Source organism: Delftia sp. NA_296.1 (assembly GCF_052692095.1).
The window spans coordinates 268,718-286,056 of sequence record NZ_JBQZGF010000007.1 but is presented as its reverse complement, the minus strand read 5'-3'; the positions used below and the strand labels follow the sequence as shown (position 1 = coordinate 286,056).

The following is a 17,339-nucleotide window of genomic DNA, read 5'->3' as shown; positions in this document are numbered from 1 at the left end:
GGGTTCCTTGCGTTCAAAGCGTCGATCAACAACGCTCCGGGAACCGGACACTCCTTGGGCTGTGCCAAAGGCCGCGCACCGGGCTATGCCAGTGTGGGCCTGCCAGGGCCGTATGGCCTTGGCCCCTGGTTGCCACGCACGCCAAGGCGCACGAGCAGCCTTGGTTGGCAAGGGTCGATGCGCATCGGATGGTGGCCTGCCTGGCCGTTGCGGCCCTGCGTGTATCCGCCGTGGCGGACTTCCATCCTCTGACTTCGGCCCCGCTTCAGGGTCCCGCTCTTCTTCCGCCGGTATCAACCGGATCAAGTTCGTCGGGTTCGCCGCCTGGCCCATGCAGCGCATGGACCGGTTGGCATCTCAGTGCATCAGCACACCCCGGAGCAGAGCGCAGTATAGGGGATGGCAAGGCGCCCTTGCCCTGCGGGTTTGCCCAGGGGCCTGAAAGCCCTGCTCAATCGAAGCCGCGCATCTGTGCCCATTCGGCCACCGGTGCGCGCGTGGCGCGCCAGCTGTTGATGGGGGCATCCTTGTCCTCGTAGCCCAGCGCAATGCCGAAGGCCACGTGGTAGCCCTCGGGCAGCGCCAGCGCCTGGGTCACGGCGTCGTTGTAGCGGCGCCAGAAGCCCTGGGCGCAGGTGGCCAGGCCATTGGCGCAGGCCAGCAGCATGAAGGACTGCAGGTAGATGCCCAGGTCCACCCATTGCGGCAGGCCCATGCGCTCGTCCACCGCCACGATCAGGCCCACGGGCGCGCCGAAGAACTGGCCGTTGCGGGCCAGCTGCTCCAGCCGCGCGGGCTTGTCGTCGCGCGGAATGCCCAGCGACTGGTACAGCTCCTCGCCATTGGCAAAGCGCCGGCTGCGGTAGGGCTCCCAGAGATTGGGCGGGTAGGACAGGCCGGGCTGGGCGTCCTGGGGCTCGGCCTCGGCAACGGCGGTGAGCAGCTGCTGCAGCGGCTCGCCCGTCAGCGCCAGCACGCGCCAGGGCTGCAGGTTGCCGCCCGAGGCCGCTTGTGCCGACTGTTCCATCAGGGAGCGCACCAGGGCCGCATCGGGCGACTGGGGCAGGAAGGCGCGCACGGAGCGGCGCGCATGCAAGGCCTGTTCAACGTTCATGCTGGTCGGAGTCTCCGGTCTTCTTGGGGGATCTTTGGTGATCTTCTGCAGGCCTACTTGCCCATGATCTGGTCGATCTTGTCCTTCTGGAAGGCCTGCGGGCGCTCGGACTCGCAGGGCACGCAGTCGCCCACCTTGCTGCCGGCCGAGAGCTTGGCAATGGCCTCCCACAGCAGCGCAATCTGCTGCTCATGCGCGGCCGCGCCATCGCTCAGGCCGCGCATGGCCTGGGCCACGGGGTCCATTTCCTGGGTGATGCCGTAGGCCGTGAACGGCTGGGGCGCGGCAGAGGCCGGAACCTTGATGGACTCGGCCTTGGCCGATGCCAGGTCGTGCTCGGTCACATCGGCGCTGTGGCCGTTCTTGCTGGCGATGATGCGCGCCGGAATGCCCACGGCCGTGGCGCCTGCGGGCACGGGCTTGATGACCACGGCATTGCTGCCGATCTTGGCGCCGTCGCCCACCTCGAAGCCGCCCAGCACCTTGGCGCCCGCGCTGACCACCACATCGCGGCCCAGCGTGGGATGGCGCTTGGCGCCCTTGTACAGCGAGGTGCCGCCCAGGGTCACGCCGTGGTAGATGGTGCAGCCGTCGCCGACCACGGCCGTCTCGCCGATGACGACGCCCATGCCGTGGTCGATGAAGACGCGCTCGCCGATGACGGCGCCGGGGTGGATCTCGATGCCCGTGAGCCAGCGGCCGATGTGCGAGATGAAGCGCCCCAGCCACTTGAGGCCATGGTTCCAGCACCAGTGCGCCGGGCGCTGCAGCCAGATCGCATGAAGACCCGGGTAACAGGTGATGACCTCCCAGGTGCTGCGTGCCGCAGGGTCGCGGTCGAGGATGCACTGGATATCGGAGCGCAGGCGGTCAAGCATCTAGGGGCTGGTTATTGTTGACAAGACCGCTCAGTCTAGCGTTTCGGTGCGGTGCTCTGCAGCATGGCCTTCGCAACACCGCGCAGGATGTGGATTTCCTCGGCGGTCAGTTGCGAGCGGTTGAAAAGCTGGTTGAGGCGCGGCATCAGCTTCTTGGGTGCGGCCGGATCGAGAAAGCCGATATGCGCCAGCGCCTGCTCCCAATGGCCCAGCATGCCGGCCACCTGGGCCGCGTCGGCGCGCTGCGGCGCAGGCGTGTGCTCCACCACGGGAAAGCCGCCCAGCGCCTGGCGCCATTCATAGGCCACCACCTGGATGGCCGCCCCCAGGTTCAGCGAGCCGAACTGCGGATTGGACGGAATCGACAGCGCCACATCGCTGCGGTAGACATCGTCGTTGCTCATGCCGAAGCGCTCGCAGCCGAACAGGAAGGCCACGCCGGACTGGTTGCAGCGCGGCGCGGGAGCCGGTGCGGACACGGATGCATCGGCGGGCGGCGCGGCCTCATCGGGCGCAGCCAGCACATCCAGCGCCCCGCTGAGCAGCAGCTCGAAATGCTGGCGCGGCGTGCGCGTGGGCGGGCCGAAGTCGCGCGGCGTCATGGCCGTGGCGCACAGATGGCTGATGCCGTCCAGCGCCTCCTCCAGCGTCTCGACCACGCGCGCATTGCCCAGCACGTCCAGCGCGCCGCTGGCCCGCTGGATGGTCTCTTCCTTGCGCAGCACGTTGGGCCAGCGCGGGCGCACCAGCACCAGGTCGTCAAAGCCCATGGTCTTCAAGGCGCGGGCGGCGGCGCCCACATTGCCGGCGTGGCTGGTTTCTATCAGTACGAATCGGGTTTTCATTGCGTCGCTGGCCTGCCGGCGCCGGCAGAGCCCCCAAGACGGGACAGGTTGCGCAGCACAAAACGGACAAGGCGGGTAAAATTGCGCGCTATTGTCGCCGCCCCGCATCGCCGGACGCGGCTTTTTCCGTTCTTACCCGCGTCAAACAGCCTGCTTTTGCCAGAGAGGACCGTCCTCTCCTTGCACAGCCGCTGCTCCGCCTACGCCTCACAATCTATGTCGACCAACCTGCATCCCATGCTCAACGTGGCCATCAAGGCCGCACGCGCCGCCGGCGCCATCATCAACCGCGCGGCTCTTGACGTGGAATCCGTGCGTGTCGCACAAAAGCAGGTCAACGACTTTGTGACCGAGGTGGACAAGGCGGCCGAGCAGGCCATCATCGAGACGCTGCTGGGCGCCTACCCGGGCCACGGCATCCTGGCCGAGGAATCGGGCAACGAGTTCGGCGCCAAGAACTCCGACTACGTCTGGATCATCGATCCGCTGGACGGCACCACCAACTTCATCCACGGCTTCCCCGTGTACTGCGTGAGCATTGCCCTGTCCTTCAAGGGCAAGGTGGAGCACGCCGTGGTGTACGACCCCTCGCGCAATGACCTGTTCACCGCCACGCGCGGCCGCGGTGCCTACCTGAATGACCGCCGCATCCGCGTGTCCAAGCGCATCCAGCTCAAGGACAGCCTGATCTCCACCGGCTTCCCCTTCCGCCGTGGCGACAACTTCAAGCAGTACATGAACATGCTGGGCGACGTGATGCAGGAAACCGCAGGCGTGCGCCGCCCCGGCGCAGCCGCGCTGGACCTGGCCTACGTGGCAGCCGGCTTTGCCGACGGTTTCTTCGAAAGCGGCCTGCAGATCTGGGACGTGGCCGCCGGCAGCCTGCTGGTGACCGAGGCCGGTGGCCTGGTCGGCAACTTCACGGGCGAGGCTGATTTCCTGGAGCAGAAGGAATGCCTGGCGGGCAATCCGCGCATCTATGGTGCGCTGGTCGGCATCGTTGGCAAGTACAGCAAGTTTGCTTCGGCTGGGGAGAAGGCTGGTGTGCGGCAGGCGCTGTCTGATTCTGGAGAGGCGGCTCCCGTCGCTGATGCTGAAACTGCTGAGTCTGAGCAGCAGCCTGAGGCTTGATTCCGGCTTCTCCTCTCTTATGAAAAACAGCTCCCTCAAGGAGCTGTTTTTCGTTGGGCGCGGGTTCGGTGCGCTTTTTGCCCCTGCCGGGGGGTTGCTTTTCGAGGCCGGGTCTCGGCCCGGCGGCCGACTGCCCTTTCTTGATTCGCCAAGAAAGGTCAGATCAAAGAAGGCGACCCGAATGCCCACGTCCCTTCGCTTCGCTGCGGGCAACCTGCGCCGGGCCGCCTGCGGGGTTCGCCGTGAAACTCACTTCGCGCTGCGCGCTACGTTCAGACAATCACGGCGAGTCAGTTGACGAGGCAGTCCTGTCCTGCGGCAGGACTGCAACCCCGCAGGCGGCCCGACGCAGGCGTGGGCATACGGGAGGGGTGAGAGGGGGCCAGGGTCAGGGGCAGCATGCTGCCCACTGCACGGTTACCGCCTCTTTTACCTCGCGCGCGCGTTGATCACCGCCTCGGCCACGTTGCGTGGTGCTTCGGCGTAGTGCTTGAACTCCATGGAGTAGGTGGCACGGCCTTGCGTTTGCGAGCGCAGGGAGGTGGCGTAGCCGAACATTTCGGACAGGGGCACTTCGGCCTTGATGGACTTGCCGCCGCCGGCCATGTCGTCCATGCCCTGCACCATGCCGCGCCGCGAGGACAGGTCGCCCATGACGGTGCCGGCGTAGTCTTCGGGCGTCTCGACTTCCACGGCCATCATGGGCTCCAGGATGACGGGGCTGGCCTTTCTCGCCGCTTCCTTGAAGCCGAAGATGGCCGCCATCTTGAAGGCCATTTCGTTGGAGTCCACGTCGTGGTACGAGCCGAAGGTCAGCGTGACCTTGACGTCCACCACGGGGTAGCCGGCCAGCACGCCGCTGGTCAACGCCTCGACCACGCCCTTTTCCACCGCAGGGATGTACTCGCGCGGCACCACGCCGCCCTTGATGGCGTCCACAAACTCGAAGCCCTTGCCGGGTTCCTGCGGCTCCACCGTGAAGACCACGTGGCCGTACTGGCCCTTGCCGCCGGACTGGCGCACGAACTTGCCGTCCACATCGGTGACTTTCTTGCGGATGGTCTCGCGGTAGGCCACCTGGGGCTTGCCCACGTTGGCTTCCACGTTGAACTCGCGCTTCATGCGGTCAACGATGATTTCCAGGTGCAGCTCGCCCATGCCGGCAATGATGGTCTGGCCCGATTCCTCATCGGTACGCACGCGGAACGACGGGTCTTCGGCCGCCAGGCGCGACAGGGCAATGCCCATCTTTTCCTGGTCGGCCTTGGACTTGGGCTCCACGGCCTGGGCGATCACGGGCTCGGGGAAGACCATCTTCTCCAGCACGATGGGCGCGGACGGGTCGCACAGGGTCTCGCCCGTGGTCACGTCCTTCAGGCCCACGCAGGCGGCAATGTCGCCGGCGTGGATTTCATCGACCTCCAGGCGTTCATTGGCATGCATCTGCACGATGCGGCCGATGCGCTCCTTCTTGTCCTTGACGGAGTTGAGCACGCTGTCGCCCTTGTTGAGCACGCCCGAGTAGACGCGCACAAAGGTGAGCTGGCCCACGAAGGGGTCGGTCATCAGCTTGAAGGCCAGGGCAGAGAACTTCTCGCTGTCATCGGCATGGCGCACGATGATGGAGCCGTCTTCCGCATGGCCTTCCACGGGCGGCACTTCCAGCGGGGAAGGCATGAGCTCGACCACGGCGTCCAGCAGGCGCTGCACACCCTTGTTCTTGAAGGCCGAGCCGCACAGCATGGGCTGGATCTCGCCCGCAATGGTGCGCAGGCGCAGGCCGCGCAGGATGTCGGCCTCGGGCAGGTCGCCCTCTTCCAGGTAGCGGTTCATCAGGTCTTCGCTGGCCTCGGCAGCCGCCTCCACCATGGACTCGCGCCACTTCCTGGCGTCTGCCACCATGGCTGCGGGAATGTCCTGGTACTCGAACTTCATGCCCTGCGTGGCCTCGTCCCAGATGATGGCCTTCATCTTGAGCAGGTCCACCACGCCGGTGAACTGCTGCTCTGCGCCAATGGGCAGCACGATGGGCACGGGGTTGGCCTTGAGGCGGTCGATCATCATCTGCCGCACGCGCAGAAAATCCGCGCCCGTGCGGTCCATCTTGTTGACGAAGGCCAGGCGCGGCACCTTGTACTTGTTGGCCTGGCGCCAGACCGTCTCGGACTGCGGCTGCACGCCGCCCACGGCGTCATAGACCATGACGGCGCCGTCGAGCACGCGCATGGATCGCTCCACCTCAATCGTGAAGTCCACGTGGCCCGGGGTGTCGATGATGTTGATGCGGTGCTGCTCAAAGCGGCCGTCCATGCCCTTCCAGAAGCAGGTGGTCGCCGCCGAGGTAATGGTGATGCCGCGCTCCTGCTCCTGCTCCATCCAGTCCATGATGGCGGCGCCTTCGTGCACCTCGCCCAGCTTGTGGCTCACCCCGGTGTAGAACAGGATGCGCTCGGTCGTGGTGGTCTTGCCGGCATCGATGTGCGCGGAGATACCAATGTTGCGATAGCGTTCTATGGGGGTATGGCGGGCCATGAAAGGACTCCTGGGTGCTACGAAAGCGTAAGTGCGTGATCTGCCGGTTCGAAGGGTCGGATTCTCGCGGGGGTTGAATGAGGGTTGATGACAATTTGAATGTACGAAGACAATCGTACTATCTTCCGCAACTTCTTGCAGAACGATTCATGTTTTCACCACGCCATGCCCCTGTCTGCCAGATAACTGCCCGCGCCACGCCGCATCAGCGACGTGCGGCATTGCTTCCATGGCACAGTGGCGCCCCATCGACAGGATTGCGACTTGCGCAAGAAGGAACGCAACCAGTGTTCTTCCACAGGGCGCAGCGCGTTGCTGCCACCTGTTTGCACAAGTCCTGAGGACGATTCATGCTTGCCAACCACCCCGACCGCGAACAGATACGCCTGGAAAACCTGCTCAACGCCTTGGGCAACCCCCTGCGCCTGGCCGTGGTGCGCGCGCTGGCCGCAGGCCATGAGCGCGCCTGCGGCTCGCTCTTGCAGGGCCAGTCCAAATCCACCATGACCCACCACTGGCGCGTGCTGCGCGACAGCGGCGTGATCTGGCAGCGCCCCGATGGCCGGGAAAACCTGCTCTCCCTGCGCCGCGAAGACCTGGACGCGCGCTTTCCCGGCCTGCTGGACGCGCTGCTGCAGGCCCTGGCCGAAGACCCGCTCACCGAACAGGTCACGGCAGCCCACCTCAAACCCTGCCCTTGAAGCCCCGCCCCCGCAACGCAGGCGGCAGCCCTGCGCCCTACCCCTTCACGGTAAGCCCCGCCGCCACGCCCTCATCCGCAAACCGCTTGGCCGCCTTGAGCAGATAGCTCACGGCATAGAGGATGGGGTCATCGGCCTCGTCGCCATTCAGATGGTCCACCACCTCGATGGCATAGCCCAGGTCCACCGCCGTGTCGTGCAGCAGGCCCAGCAGCTCCTTGTCCTGCGGCTCAAGCGACTGCGCCTGATCGGCCTTGGCGTAGTAGATGCGCAGCAGGTCGCGGCAGACGCAATTGATGGCTGTGATGTTGTGGCGGGCGTGCAGATCCAGAACGTCCAGCGCGGCGCCAAGGTGCAGGACGGCGTCTATGGCCAGGTCGTCGAGTTTGGGTTCGGAAATGGTGCAGATGTCTTGATCCATCGAAGCCTCCTCTGATGATTGAAGCCTGCGTCTCGGCCTCGTACCAAGCTGTGCCGGATGCAAGGCAGCAGCAGCCCAAGATCAACAAAAGAGTTAAATATAACGTGGTTTAAATTGAATCAAAAACTGACGCTCTTGCCCATGCAAAAGCGTCCTGTCAAACGCGGCCGTCCAGTCGGCGCCACTTCATTTGATGCAGACATCGCCCGGGCTTTCGGCGCGGCCGTGCGCGCCCTTCGCACCGAGCGCGGAATCTCCCAGGAATCACTGGCCAACCTCGCCGATATCGAGCGTTCTCACATGGGCAAGGTGGAGCGTGGGGAGCACATGCCGACCTTGGCTATCGTGTTCAAGATTGCGCGGGGGCTGGGGTGCAGTGCGGCGGAAGTGATGGGGAGGGCGGAAGGGGTGTTGGGGGCGGGGATTCAACCTGCGAAATCAGGAATTCAGTGATTTGCATGAAGCTCGCGATGCTGGCAAGGAGTCAGAAGTTGCCGGTCGCAGCGGACTTCCGAGGGACGGCCTAAGGCAATAGATTCAACCGGTCGGCTGCGCCCCTCGGAGCGCAGCTTAGCGCCCAACGGAGATATCCAGGACGCCGTCTCTGAGTATCGTGACGGTCATTCGGCAACCTCCTACGGTTAATTGTTGGGGCTCGGTAGGTACGCAGCTTGCCATGGGATCCTCAAAAATTTGTAGCGATAACCGCGAAATTCGGTCCGGCCGACCCTATGATTTCGATCCTTATGAGGCCTCTCAGGTATGCGCGCAAAATGCTCAAGAGCCAGCAAATCAACGACGCTCGACCTATGGTTGCTTCGGCTCATCGTGCTCATGAACATCTTTGAGAACGTCGCGGCAGAGCCATACCCGCCCTTGGCTCCAACACATGCAGGCCTCCAGTAGCACCATTCGCAAGCTCATAGCTTCGGCCTCGAGCTTTCTACTGAGTGTTGGGCCACAGATGCCCGGCGGCTCCTCAAATTCTTAGGGCGGCCAATCTTGAGCTGGGCCACCTGTGTCAAGCTTTCGCACTTGCGCCGCCAATGTCGGCCTGGGAAGCGGAGCAGCGCAGTGTTCGGCCCGAGCCCTGCAACCTACAAAAGCAATCGACTATGCTCTGTAAATTGCTTCGTTACGACTGTAGTGTCCCCATCATTCGAGCAGATGGGCACGCAGAGGCCTCGGCGTTGGCCCGAACGAAGAGACGTGTGTTGCCAACCATCGGAGTTCAGCAATGTCGAAAGACGGTAGTACGTCATTCTCCATATTAGTGAAGTCTCATTCTGTACCGCTAGGCCTACCTGGCCAAATACACGGTAGGCCTACCGTTCAGGCCGACAAAGGAGACGACACTCAACTTCAATACTCATACCAGTACATTGCGGGCGTAGTGCTCCTATGTGGAGCGATTGCAGGCAAAAATGACTACAACGCCATATGGATGGAGCATCACGACGACCTGCTGGCCGACTGCGGCGGGGGGCAATATGACGCCATCCAGTCCAAGACGACCCTAAATGCAGGGGCCCGCTGGAAATGCACTCACGAAGGTTTTATCGACGCAGTAAGGAAGCAATGCAAACTAGAGCATGAGTACGGCGACCAAATCCGTCACTACGTTCTTTTCTCGAATATCAAGCCCTACGTACCGACGGCCAACACCAAGAAGCCAGAAACGTTCGCATCCAGCCCAACGCACCTCATCGACGAGTGCAAAAAGAAGTCATCATTCACGCGATTGAATGAGCCGTACAAGACGGTGCTAAAGACGCTGAGCGATGCCGTCGGCTACGCACCTGATGTGGTGTTTCGCGTAATGCAGAAGTTATTGTTCCAGAAGGGACCACAGCTGGAGGCTTTTAGGGACCAGCTTGCAACCATAGTTTCTGAAGTACCGGAATGCGAGAACCTTCCAATTTCTCGGCTTCGCGAGGCCGGTAAGCAAGTTTACCAACGTATGCATTACGCATCTATCAAAGATGCTTCGACGCTATCGCTATTGGCGTGTCCATTAGCTCCTGACGGTCGCGAGCTCGCTTCAATCGAGGCAAAGAAGATTACAGCAGATGAGGTGAGGCAGATTTTGATGCGGCACCCAGGCGAGAACTTCCTCTACGACGCCCAAGGACAGCTAAAGCTCGGAAAACTATCAGGACAAAAGGCAGTGCTTCGCCAGAAGATGGAGCTTGGCGGAGTGGGCGGTCAGTTCAGCAGTATTTGGCTGCAGGCAATTTCTGCGGAAAAGCATCTTATGGAGGAAATGCATCTAGACCCAAAGCGAGGTTTGCAGAAGCTCAATCAGTTAGAAGCAGTGATGATTGTAGAGTGCCAAAACGCCGAGGCTGAGTTCAGTGATGACCCAGAAGAAACTCGAGGTCCAAGAATTTTCAGGCGAATCCTTGCACGAACGGAACAGCTCAGTAGCGGCGATGGCGAACAGGTTTTCAACGTTCGGGTCGAAACGCTGCGAGGTATGGCAGGACTGCTTTCTGGTAGTTGCTACTTTGCATGGGGCAAGTCTCTTCCGTTCGATTTCGGGGTAGTCGATGGCGTTTGAGCTTGTACGTGCGCTCGCCTATACAGAGCTTGATGACCACCTCCATATGGCGAGACTGCTATTGCTGCTAACAGCAATAGGGGGCAAGAACGCAAAACCGCTAGATGGAATTACGAAGCTTGCGAAGCTGGACTTCTTACTTCGCTATCCGACATGTTTAGAGCGCTCGCTTAAAGCCATTGGGGTGAACTCAGACACTGCAATCGTTCAACCTTTTGAGCGTACTACTATCGAAGCGAAGATGGTCAGATTCAGATATGGACCATGGGACCCTTTGTATAGAAGATGGCTTGCTCTACTAGTAGCAAAGCGTTTAGTACATATATCTGCGCATGGCCGCACGGTTATCTTGCATGCTACGGACCTTGGACGGCTCGCAGCCGAAGCATTGGCACACGATGCAGCCCTTGGAGATATGGCGCAGCGTGCGCGATTGATTGCCAACGCGTTCGGCCACCGAAGTGGCAAGGCACTCTCGTTATTTTTTCAGCAGACTTTTCCTGAAATTGAAACCATGAAATGGGGAGACCCCATAGGAATATGAATCTCTATTTAAAGTCACTCCATCTAGTGTTCAGGCATTCAACCGAAACTATTGAGTTCGGCAGATTTAATTTCTATTGGGGCAAAATTGGCGCTGGCAAATCCAGCATTGCACGGCTTATCGATTATTGCTTTGGCGGCAACATTGAGTGGACTTATGCATTGCAAAGTGAGTTTTTAGAAGCGGCGTTGTCCCTTGAGTTGGCCGGCAAAGATTTAACCATTCACCGCCAGAAGGGAAGCACCACGGTCATAGCGACTTGGCAAGAAGGAGAACAAATCGAGCAGGTACTACTCCCTACTCGCCGTCCTGACGGGGTGGTCATTGACGAATCGAAAATTCAGGTTCTATCCGATCTATTGTTCTTTCTAGCCGAAATTCCGCCACCAATGGTTCGTAAGGGACGAGGGAGCGACCGTCAACGGCTGGAAAGATTAAGTTTCCGCGACATTTATCACTTCTGCTATCTCGACCAAGATCACATTGATAGTGATTTTTTCAGACTAGAAGCAACTGCAGATGCTTATCGACGCGCTAAGAGCGTTGACACGATGAGACTGCTTCTTGGGTATCACCAAGACCGTGTTGCGGCGCTAGAAGCACAGATTCAGGGCCTTCATGAGCGACGCCTGGCCGCTAAGCAATCGGCTCATGCGCTCGCGACATTTTTGAAGGATGAAGGATTTGAAACAGAAATCGAGATAGATACACGAGTTGAGGAGCTCAAGGCAGAGGCATACCGAATTAGGGCCGACGCCCTTAAGACTCGGTCCGATGCCAATGCCCTACTGCATCAAGGACAGCACGCTGTCGATACCTTACGGGAGGAAGCGCGCGCGCTTGCACATGAAATTGCAGGCCATGAGGCTCAGCTCGATTCTGTTCACAAGCGTTTGCAGGAAACGGAGTCGCTCATCAGTGAGTTGAAGATGCTGACCATCAGATACAGCCGAACTAAGTCGGCAAGAGCAATATTGGCAGCCGTGGACTTTCAAGACTGTCCACGCTGCAATCAACATTTGCCGTCAAGACCCTCCAGCCATTGCGCCGTTTGCGGCCAAAAAGAATCCGCTGGCACGGGCACACACGAACATCTGGATGAGCAGGTTCTTCAAGTAGACCTTCGGGCTCGTCTCAACGAGCTTATGGAAACTCATGCAGGCTTGGACATCCAAAAAGGTCGTACAACCAGCCGCCTGGAAGATGCTATTCGGAGGAAAGCATCGGTGGACCATGGCCTAAGCCAGCGCATGCGAGAGTACGATTCAGCATACCTGTCCCGCGCCGTCGAAACCGAACGCCGCGCCACAACCGTCGAACAGAAGATCAACACATTGTTGAGGCTTCGAAGGCTGCCTGAAAAGCTAGCGACCTATCTTGAAGATGCCGATGCCCTGGCGAGAGAAGAAGCGGAACTGCAGACTCAGTTGAACGGCCTGAGAGCGGAAGCGTACAAGGACCTGAGGAGCATTGAGCAGTTAGAGACGTTGTTCCATGACTGCCTACTTCGGGCCAGGTTTCCTGGCATCACGCCCACGCATATGGTCAAGATTGACCGGAAGAGCTTCTGGCCAGAGGTTATGCAAGATGGGATTGAGGACATCGCAGTAACGTCCTTCGCCAACATGGGCAGCGGCGGGATGAAATGTATCTTCAAAGCATGCTTTGTCATCGCACTTCATCGTTTCGCAGCAACCCGCGCCACAGCACTTCCGACGCTGCTGATAATCGACTCAGCGATGAAAAATTTGAGCGAACGGGAGAACTGGGAGATATTCCAATCATTCTTCACAATGGTCTATGAACTTGCGAAGACTGAACTCGCAAAGACACAGTTCATCTTTATTGACAAAGAGTTCCCCGAGCCTCCAAATAAATCGCAGTTAAAAGTCAAGAGTCGGCATATGGCTCCGGGTGATACAGAAAATCCACCTCTTATTCCATACTTCCAGATGCCGATTTCTCCGCCAGTATCAGATGGCACGGCAGACTCTTCGTCTGATGACGAAAATCTGCCCATTATCTAAAGAAAATTTATGCGAAGCATATTTACAAAGACACAAGATCAGGATTGAGCAGGTCAAAGATTTAGCTGCCGAACCGGGAGGCAACAGTAGGCTATCGTATTCATTATTGCGCTGGGGATAGGGTTCGGCACGGCGGAGGTGATGGGGACTAATGAGGAGGAGTTGCAGTCCAGGACTGAGTCTGCAGAATCAGGAGTTCGGTGATTTTCCCTAAGCTCGAAACGGATTCATCTCGTCAATGCCGTATCGACTTACGAAGCAAGCAAGCAAGCGAACATTAGTAGACGGTAACAACGATAACTTGGTGCAACACATCGCCTCGGCGTTCTCAGAGCAGGCTGAAGCCGGAACCTGCGCGGAAGACCCAATTAGCTTGAACGACTATGGCAACGGCTTCAAACCAAGTTCTCTCAGGAAAGCATTGTGCTTTTCCTTCGCAGCAGTAATTGCCTTTTCAATCTCCACCAGCTGTCGGTGCGTCTCATCCAGAATAATTTCTGTCTCGTTTACCGTTGTACTGATATAGCGTGAGATATTCAAATTGAAATCGTTCTTTTCAATCTCAGCCATTTCCACCTTGCGTGAGTAGTGCACCTCTTGCTCACGAAACTGGTAGGTCTTGATTATCTTGGCGATGTGCTCTGGCTTGAGCTGGCTCTGCCGCTTGCCTTTTTCAAAGTGCTCAGCGGCGTTGATGAACAACACGTCGTTCAGCTTCTTGTCCTTCTTCAGCACCAAGATGCAGGCGGGGATACCGGTGGAATAAAACAGATTGGCGGGTAGACCGATCACCGTGTCGATGTGCCCGTCCTTCAGCAACTTAGTGCGGATACGTTCTTCCACCCCCCCCCGGAACAGTACCCCGTGAGGTAGGATGATGGCCATCACGCCCTCGTCTTTGAGGTAGTGAAAGCCATGCAACAAGAAGGCGAAGTCAGCAGCGGACTTTGGTGCAAGACCGTAGCTCTTAAAGCGCACGTCGTCGGCCACCGCGTCCGTCGGTTCCCAGCGGTAGCTGAAGGGAGGGTTAGCGACGATGACGTCAAAGCTCGGCTTTTTGGCTGGGCTCTGCTCTCGCATCATGTCCCACTCATTGAGCAAAGTATCGCCGTGGAAGATTTCAAACTCCGTGTCTTTTACCCCGTGCAGAAGCATGTTCATGCGCGCGAGGTTGTAGTTAGTAAGTTTCTTTTCTTGGCCAAAGATCTTGCCAATTGTGCCGCCCGCCTTGGCAACATGCTTGCTCACATTAAGCAATAGTGAGCCTGAGCCGCAAGCAAAGTCCAACACGCTTTCCAACCGCTTCTTGACGCCTTTTCTTGGTTCTTGGCTGTCCATCGTGACGATAGCGGCAAGAATTTCGGAAATCTGCTGTGGAGTATAGAACTCGCCCGCCTTTTTTCCGGCCCCAGCAGCAAACTCTCCAATAAAATGCTCATAGGCATCAACCAGTGCGTCGCCGCTAACCGAGAAATTGGCCAGACCTTCGTCAATCTTCTGGATGAAGACGCAGAGTTTAGCATTACGATCGATATAAGTTTTTCCAATTTTTGAGGAGCTCAGATCGACCGCGGAAAATAAGCCCTTAAAAGTGCTCGCGAAAGATTTGGTTTCGATATACTCAAAGCTGGCATACAGCGTGTTGAGCAGCTCTGCATTTTTTGCGCGAGCAAGGTTCGCGATGCTACTCCAAAGGTACTCGGGCTTGATAATATAGTGCACCGTGCGGCGCATTTTCTTTTCGAACGCTTGGATGTCGTCCAAATTTCTCCTATACCACAATACCAACGGCAAAATACATATATCACTTTCCATCTCGGAGTAACCCTCGCCCAATTCCTCCTTGGCCGCCTTCTCGTAGTTGTCAGACAGGTAGCGCAGGAACAGCAAGGAGAGAATGTAGTCGCGAAAATCGTCTATATCCATCGCGCCACGCAGTTGGTCAGCGATGCTCCAAAGGGCTTGGTTGAGCTGTTTTTGGTTGAATTCGCTCATGGTATCTGCGGCAATCCCGGATTATTTACAATAATATTTGATGCAGCTACAGCCTCCAGACGAAATGAATAACGATCCAAAAAGACCTTGAGAATCTCTCGGAACATTTTCTTGTCATTAGTGGTGAGCAACTCGGATTCAAAGACGGAATATTTTGCGTGACTCCTAACATTCAAAAAACGCGAGTATAGGCTCTTTTTTGCATGCCCGTCAAAGCATGTAGATATATGTTGACGGCCAAAAAAAATAGCCGTCTTTTCAAGGATACTTCGAAGCGAGTTGAAATGATATTGCGAAATATCCCCCGATCTCGCCACCTTTCGCAGTTCATCCAAAGCCGCGACATGATGCAAAAATGGAGATTCCCCTGTATCTTCGAGAGTGTATGTCTGCGCTTCATTGAGCCGATGCAAAATATATGCTTTTTTCTTGATATTGTCTTTTCCCCCAATAGTCCGCTTACCCGTCAGCTCGTTGAACATCACGTTGAAAAACAAGCCATGGTGCGTAGAAATTACTACCTTCAACTTATTGCTTTCATTTTTCAACAATGAACCAAGCCCTGCCGCAACGGCAATTGTATTTTGCTCATCCAATGAAGAAATAGGGTCATCAATGTAAACATACTTTACCCAATCGTAAGGCGATCCCTTTTCAGCCTCAATAGTGAGCTGGAGAATGGCCAAAAAGAAGCACCAGATAAAAATATTCTCCTCACCTCGAGAAATTTTTATATCCTCAAGCCGTTTTCTATTTCCTGCCACGACCACATTACGATTGAAGCGAATCTCTGCTTCAGAGTAATTGATCCGAAAATCAAAATCAGCATATTGATGAAGAATCGGTCGAATTAGGTCTTCGATACCTATCCCATCAAGGCCATCAAAGAAGCGAGACTCTGCCTTAAATTTGATTTTTCGATCTCTATCCTCATGAAGATCGTTATCCCAATCAAACAGATCTTCAGTGAACGCATTGAAATACAGCGTATCTCGCCTATCTTCCCTCTTACCGAGATCTTTAAATTGCATCGAAAGGCGTGTTTTCCCCACACCATTGTGCGCAAATATCAGAATAAAATCATTTCCTGAAACTGGCGTGGTGCCCTTTCTATTGGCAGTTTTCTTGCGCTTACTCACTCCCTTCAAATCCCTGCGAAGCTTTTTTGTCAAGGACTCCAGCGACCTAAATTTCGCAATGCTTGTTGCTTTACTCATAACTTAATTACATCAAGAGATGGGAATATCTGCCGCATCAAACCTTCCTTATGGATCTTGAGGGCATCAACCTTTTTAATTTCAGCAGAGATAGAATCTTCGAGGCTTGCGAGACACCCGACTATCTTTTTCTGCTCTGCTATAGTCGGAAATGTGCTTATCCATTTTTCCACCCCACCTTTATTGATGCGCATGACGCCAAGACCACTTGTAGTCTTAGCTCTCATATTTTCTGTTTCTTTTTCAAGGATATTGAAAATAAATTGCTTATCGATTCCAAATTCCTCAATAACTTTACAAATTTGATAGTGATAGATAGATTTTTTTCCGCGCCAAATGCGAGGACCAAAGGGCATGGACAACGCATAAAGAAGATCGCCACTCTCACAATACTTATCATCATCCAACTCAAGGTTTGAGTAATACCATATGTCGCTGCCAGAAAAATTTCCGACGCGAAGAACTGGGTATTTTCCAGATTCAAGAAGTTCTTCTTGTTTATAGGCTCGACCACTATAAAATTTAGCAGCCTCACCTAATGTCATCTTCCTCCATTCCCCGGCGCTTTGGAATTCCGAAAACCTTAGACTGGGCTTGTCTTTGCTTTCTCTGGGAAAAATCTCCGATACAAGACCTTTTTTGAAGTTCCTGAGAGCAGAAATTTTATGCAATTGTGCAACAATGATAGCGTCAATAGAGCCAAGGCAATCGGCAATGCTTTTTTGCTCAGAGAGGCTTGGATAAGGAATAGGAATTCTATCCAGCATTGCCTTTTTCAACTTCGGCTGCGCTACTCCTGAAATGAAGTCATCGAGCTTGATCGAGTTCAGATATAGTTCGACGAACCTCAGGGTGCACTCATTTTCAAACCCCAACACATGGGCATGGTTACTCACCCAAGCTTTCCCCTTAATTGCAAATGCAATAGGATAATTTCTTGTAACCAAGTTGGGACTATCCTCCGAAACACAGAGAAGGTCTTCATCAAATATAAAGCCTTTCACATAATCGACTATACCAGAAGCTCCATAATATGGAATATCACCAGGTATTCGGTCGCTTGACTTAATAGAAATACGCCGATTATCGAGATTCACCGCAATTTGACCAAGTTGCTTTACTTCCCAATTTCGCGAAAATTTAGAGCCAGAAAACCGCAACTTCGGCGCCAGCGCAAGCTTTACATCGTCCTTAGTCGCAGCAGTTTTGTTTTTACTACTCATACATGCTGAGTCTGAAAATGTGGTGACCACCAGCGTGGAGGGGGCGAAGGTCTTCCATCTGGGCGAGTTCGACTGGGGTTGGAGGCCTTACAGCCAAAGTCGAGAGGAGGCATGAGATCATGAAGCTATTTACCACCGAAGATCATACGGC

General features: G+C 56.4%; 14 protein-coding genes and 1 riboswitch. Of the genes, 6 read left to right on the top strand and 8 right to left on the bottom strand.

The genetic code is table 11. The features are described 5' to 3' along the window. Positions 1-262: 262 nt before the first annotated feature. Positions 263-388: riboswitch (TPP riboswitch) on the bottom strand. A gap of 63 nt (positions 389-451) precedes the next feature. The 3 genes from ACUTR7_RS19110 to ACUTR7_RS19100 are packed head-to-tail and all read right to left on the bottom strand — an operon-like array spanning position 452 to position 2,837. Continuing rightward, positions 452-1,114: a nitroreductase gene (locus ACUTR7_RS19110; RefSeq protein ID WP_445609548.1), complete on the bottom strand. Its 663-nt coding sequence runs from the start codon at positions 1,112-1,114 to the stop codon at positions 452-454. Between the two features lie 53 nt (positions 1,115-1,167). Beyond that, complete coding sequence (cysE, locus tag ACUTR7_RS19105; RefSeq protein ID WP_013803521.1) at positions 1,168-1,992, bottom strand: serine O-acetyltransferase; 825 nt, start codon at positions 1,990-1,992, stop codon at positions 1,168-1,170. 35 nt (positions 1,993-2,027) lie between these two features. Then, on the bottom strand, positions 2,028-2,837 hold the full coding sequence (locus tag ACUTR7_RS19100) for an RNA methyltransferase (protein WP_445609547.1): 810 nt from the start codon (positions 2,835-2,837) through the stop codon (positions 2,028-2,030). Positions 2,838-3,053: 216 nt separating this feature from the next. On the opposite strand from ACUTR7_RS19100, the gene ACUTR7_RS19095 reads away from it, so the two are divergent. Further along, positions 3,054-3,968, top strand: coding sequence for an inositol monophosphatase family protein (locus ACUTR7_RS19095; RefSeq protein ID WP_016449664.1), 915 nt, complete (start codon positions 3,054-3,056; stop codon positions 3,966-3,968). 429 nt (positions 3,969-4,397) lie between these two features. Here ACUTR7_RS19095 and fusA read toward each other — a convergent pair whose 3' ends face one another. Further along, entirely contained in the window at positions 4,398-6,500 is a 2,103-nt protein-coding gene (gene fusA / locus ACUTR7_RS19090) for an elongation factor G (RefSeq protein ID WP_244386616.1), read from the bottom strand. A 350-nt stretch (positions 6,501-6,850) separates the two neighbouring features. On the opposite strand from fusA, the gene ACUTR7_RS19085 reads away from it, so the two are divergent. Beyond that, the gene (locus ACUTR7_RS19085) at positions 6,851-7,201 is read left to right on the top strand and encodes an ArsR/SmtB family transcription factor (RefSeq protein WP_016453857.1); all 351 of its coding nucleotides are present in this window, start codon (positions 6,851-6,853) and stop codon (positions 7,199-7,201) included. A 37-nt stretch (positions 7,202-7,238) separates the two neighbouring features. Here ACUTR7_RS19085 and ACUTR7_RS19080 read toward each other — a convergent pair whose 3' ends face one another. After that, positions 7,239-7,622, bottom strand: a complete 384-nt coding sequence (locus ACUTR7_RS19080; RefSeq protein ID WP_445609546.1) for a hypothetical protein — start codon at positions 7,620-7,622, stop codon at positions 7,239-7,241. Between the two features lie 141 nt (positions 7,623-7,763). Between ACUTR7_RS19080 and ACUTR7_RS19075 the strand changes: the two genes are divergently transcribed. The 4 genes from ACUTR7_RS19075 (at position 7,764) to ACUTR7_RS19060 (ending at position 12,753) form a co-directional block, all read left to right on the top strand. Beyond that, positions 7,764-8,075 carry a helix-turn-helix domain-containing protein gene (locus ACUTR7_RS19075; protein ID WP_445609593.1) on the top strand — a complete coding sequence of 104 codons (312 nt, stop codon included), beginning with the start codon at positions 7,764-7,766 and terminating at the stop codon, positions 8,073-8,075. Between the two features lie 784 nt (positions 8,076-8,859). Then, positions 8,860-10,182 carry a dsDNA nuclease domain-containing protein gene (locus ACUTR7_RS19070; RefSeq protein WP_445609545.1) on the top strand — a complete coding sequence of 441 codons (1,323 nt, stop codon included), beginning with the start codon at positions 8,860-8,862 and terminating at the stop codon, positions 10,180-10,182. Further along, positions 10,172-10,726, top strand: a complete 555-nt coding sequence (locus ACUTR7_RS19065) for a hypothetical protein (RefSeq protein ID WP_445609544.1) — start codon at positions 10,172-10,174, stop codon at positions 10,724-10,726. Before ACUTR7_RS19070 ends, ACUTR7_RS19065 begins: the two co-directional genes overlap by 11 nt. Next, positions 10,723-12,753, top strand: a complete 2,031-nt coding sequence (locus ACUTR7_RS19060) for a hypothetical protein (protein WP_445609543.1) — start codon at positions 10,723-10,725, stop codon at positions 12,751-12,753. Before ACUTR7_RS19065 ends, ACUTR7_RS19060 begins: the two co-directional genes overlap by 4 nt. 381 nt (positions 12,754-13,134) lie before the next feature. On the opposite strand, the gene ACUTR7_RS19055 is transcribed toward ACUTR7_RS19060, so the two are convergent. The 3 genes from ACUTR7_RS19055 to ACUTR7_RS19045 are packed head-to-tail and all read right to left on the bottom strand — an operon-like array spanning position 13,135 to position 17,188. Then, on the bottom strand, positions 13,135-14,748 hold the full coding sequence (locus ACUTR7_RS19055) for a type I restriction-modification system subunit M (protein ID WP_445609542.1): 1,614 nt from the start codon (positions 14,746-14,748) through the stop codon (positions 13,135-13,137). Then, positions 14,745-15,965 carry an AAA family ATPase gene (locus ACUTR7_RS19050; RefSeq protein WP_445609541.1) on the bottom strand — a complete coding sequence of 407 codons (1,221 nt, stop codon included), beginning with the start codon at positions 15,963-15,965 and terminating at the stop codon, positions 14,745-14,747. The genes ACUTR7_RS19055 and ACUTR7_RS19050 overlap by 4 nt, the downstream gene beginning before the upstream one ends. Continuing rightward, a complete protein-coding gene (locus ACUTR7_RS19045; protein ID WP_445609540.1) occupies positions 15,962-17,188 on the bottom strand; it encodes a restriction endonuclease subunit S in 1,227 nt (408 codons plus the stop codon). The genes ACUTR7_RS19050 and ACUTR7_RS19045 overlap by 4 nt, the downstream gene beginning before the upstream one ends. Between the last annotated feature and the right edge of the window lie 151 nt (positions 17,189-17,339).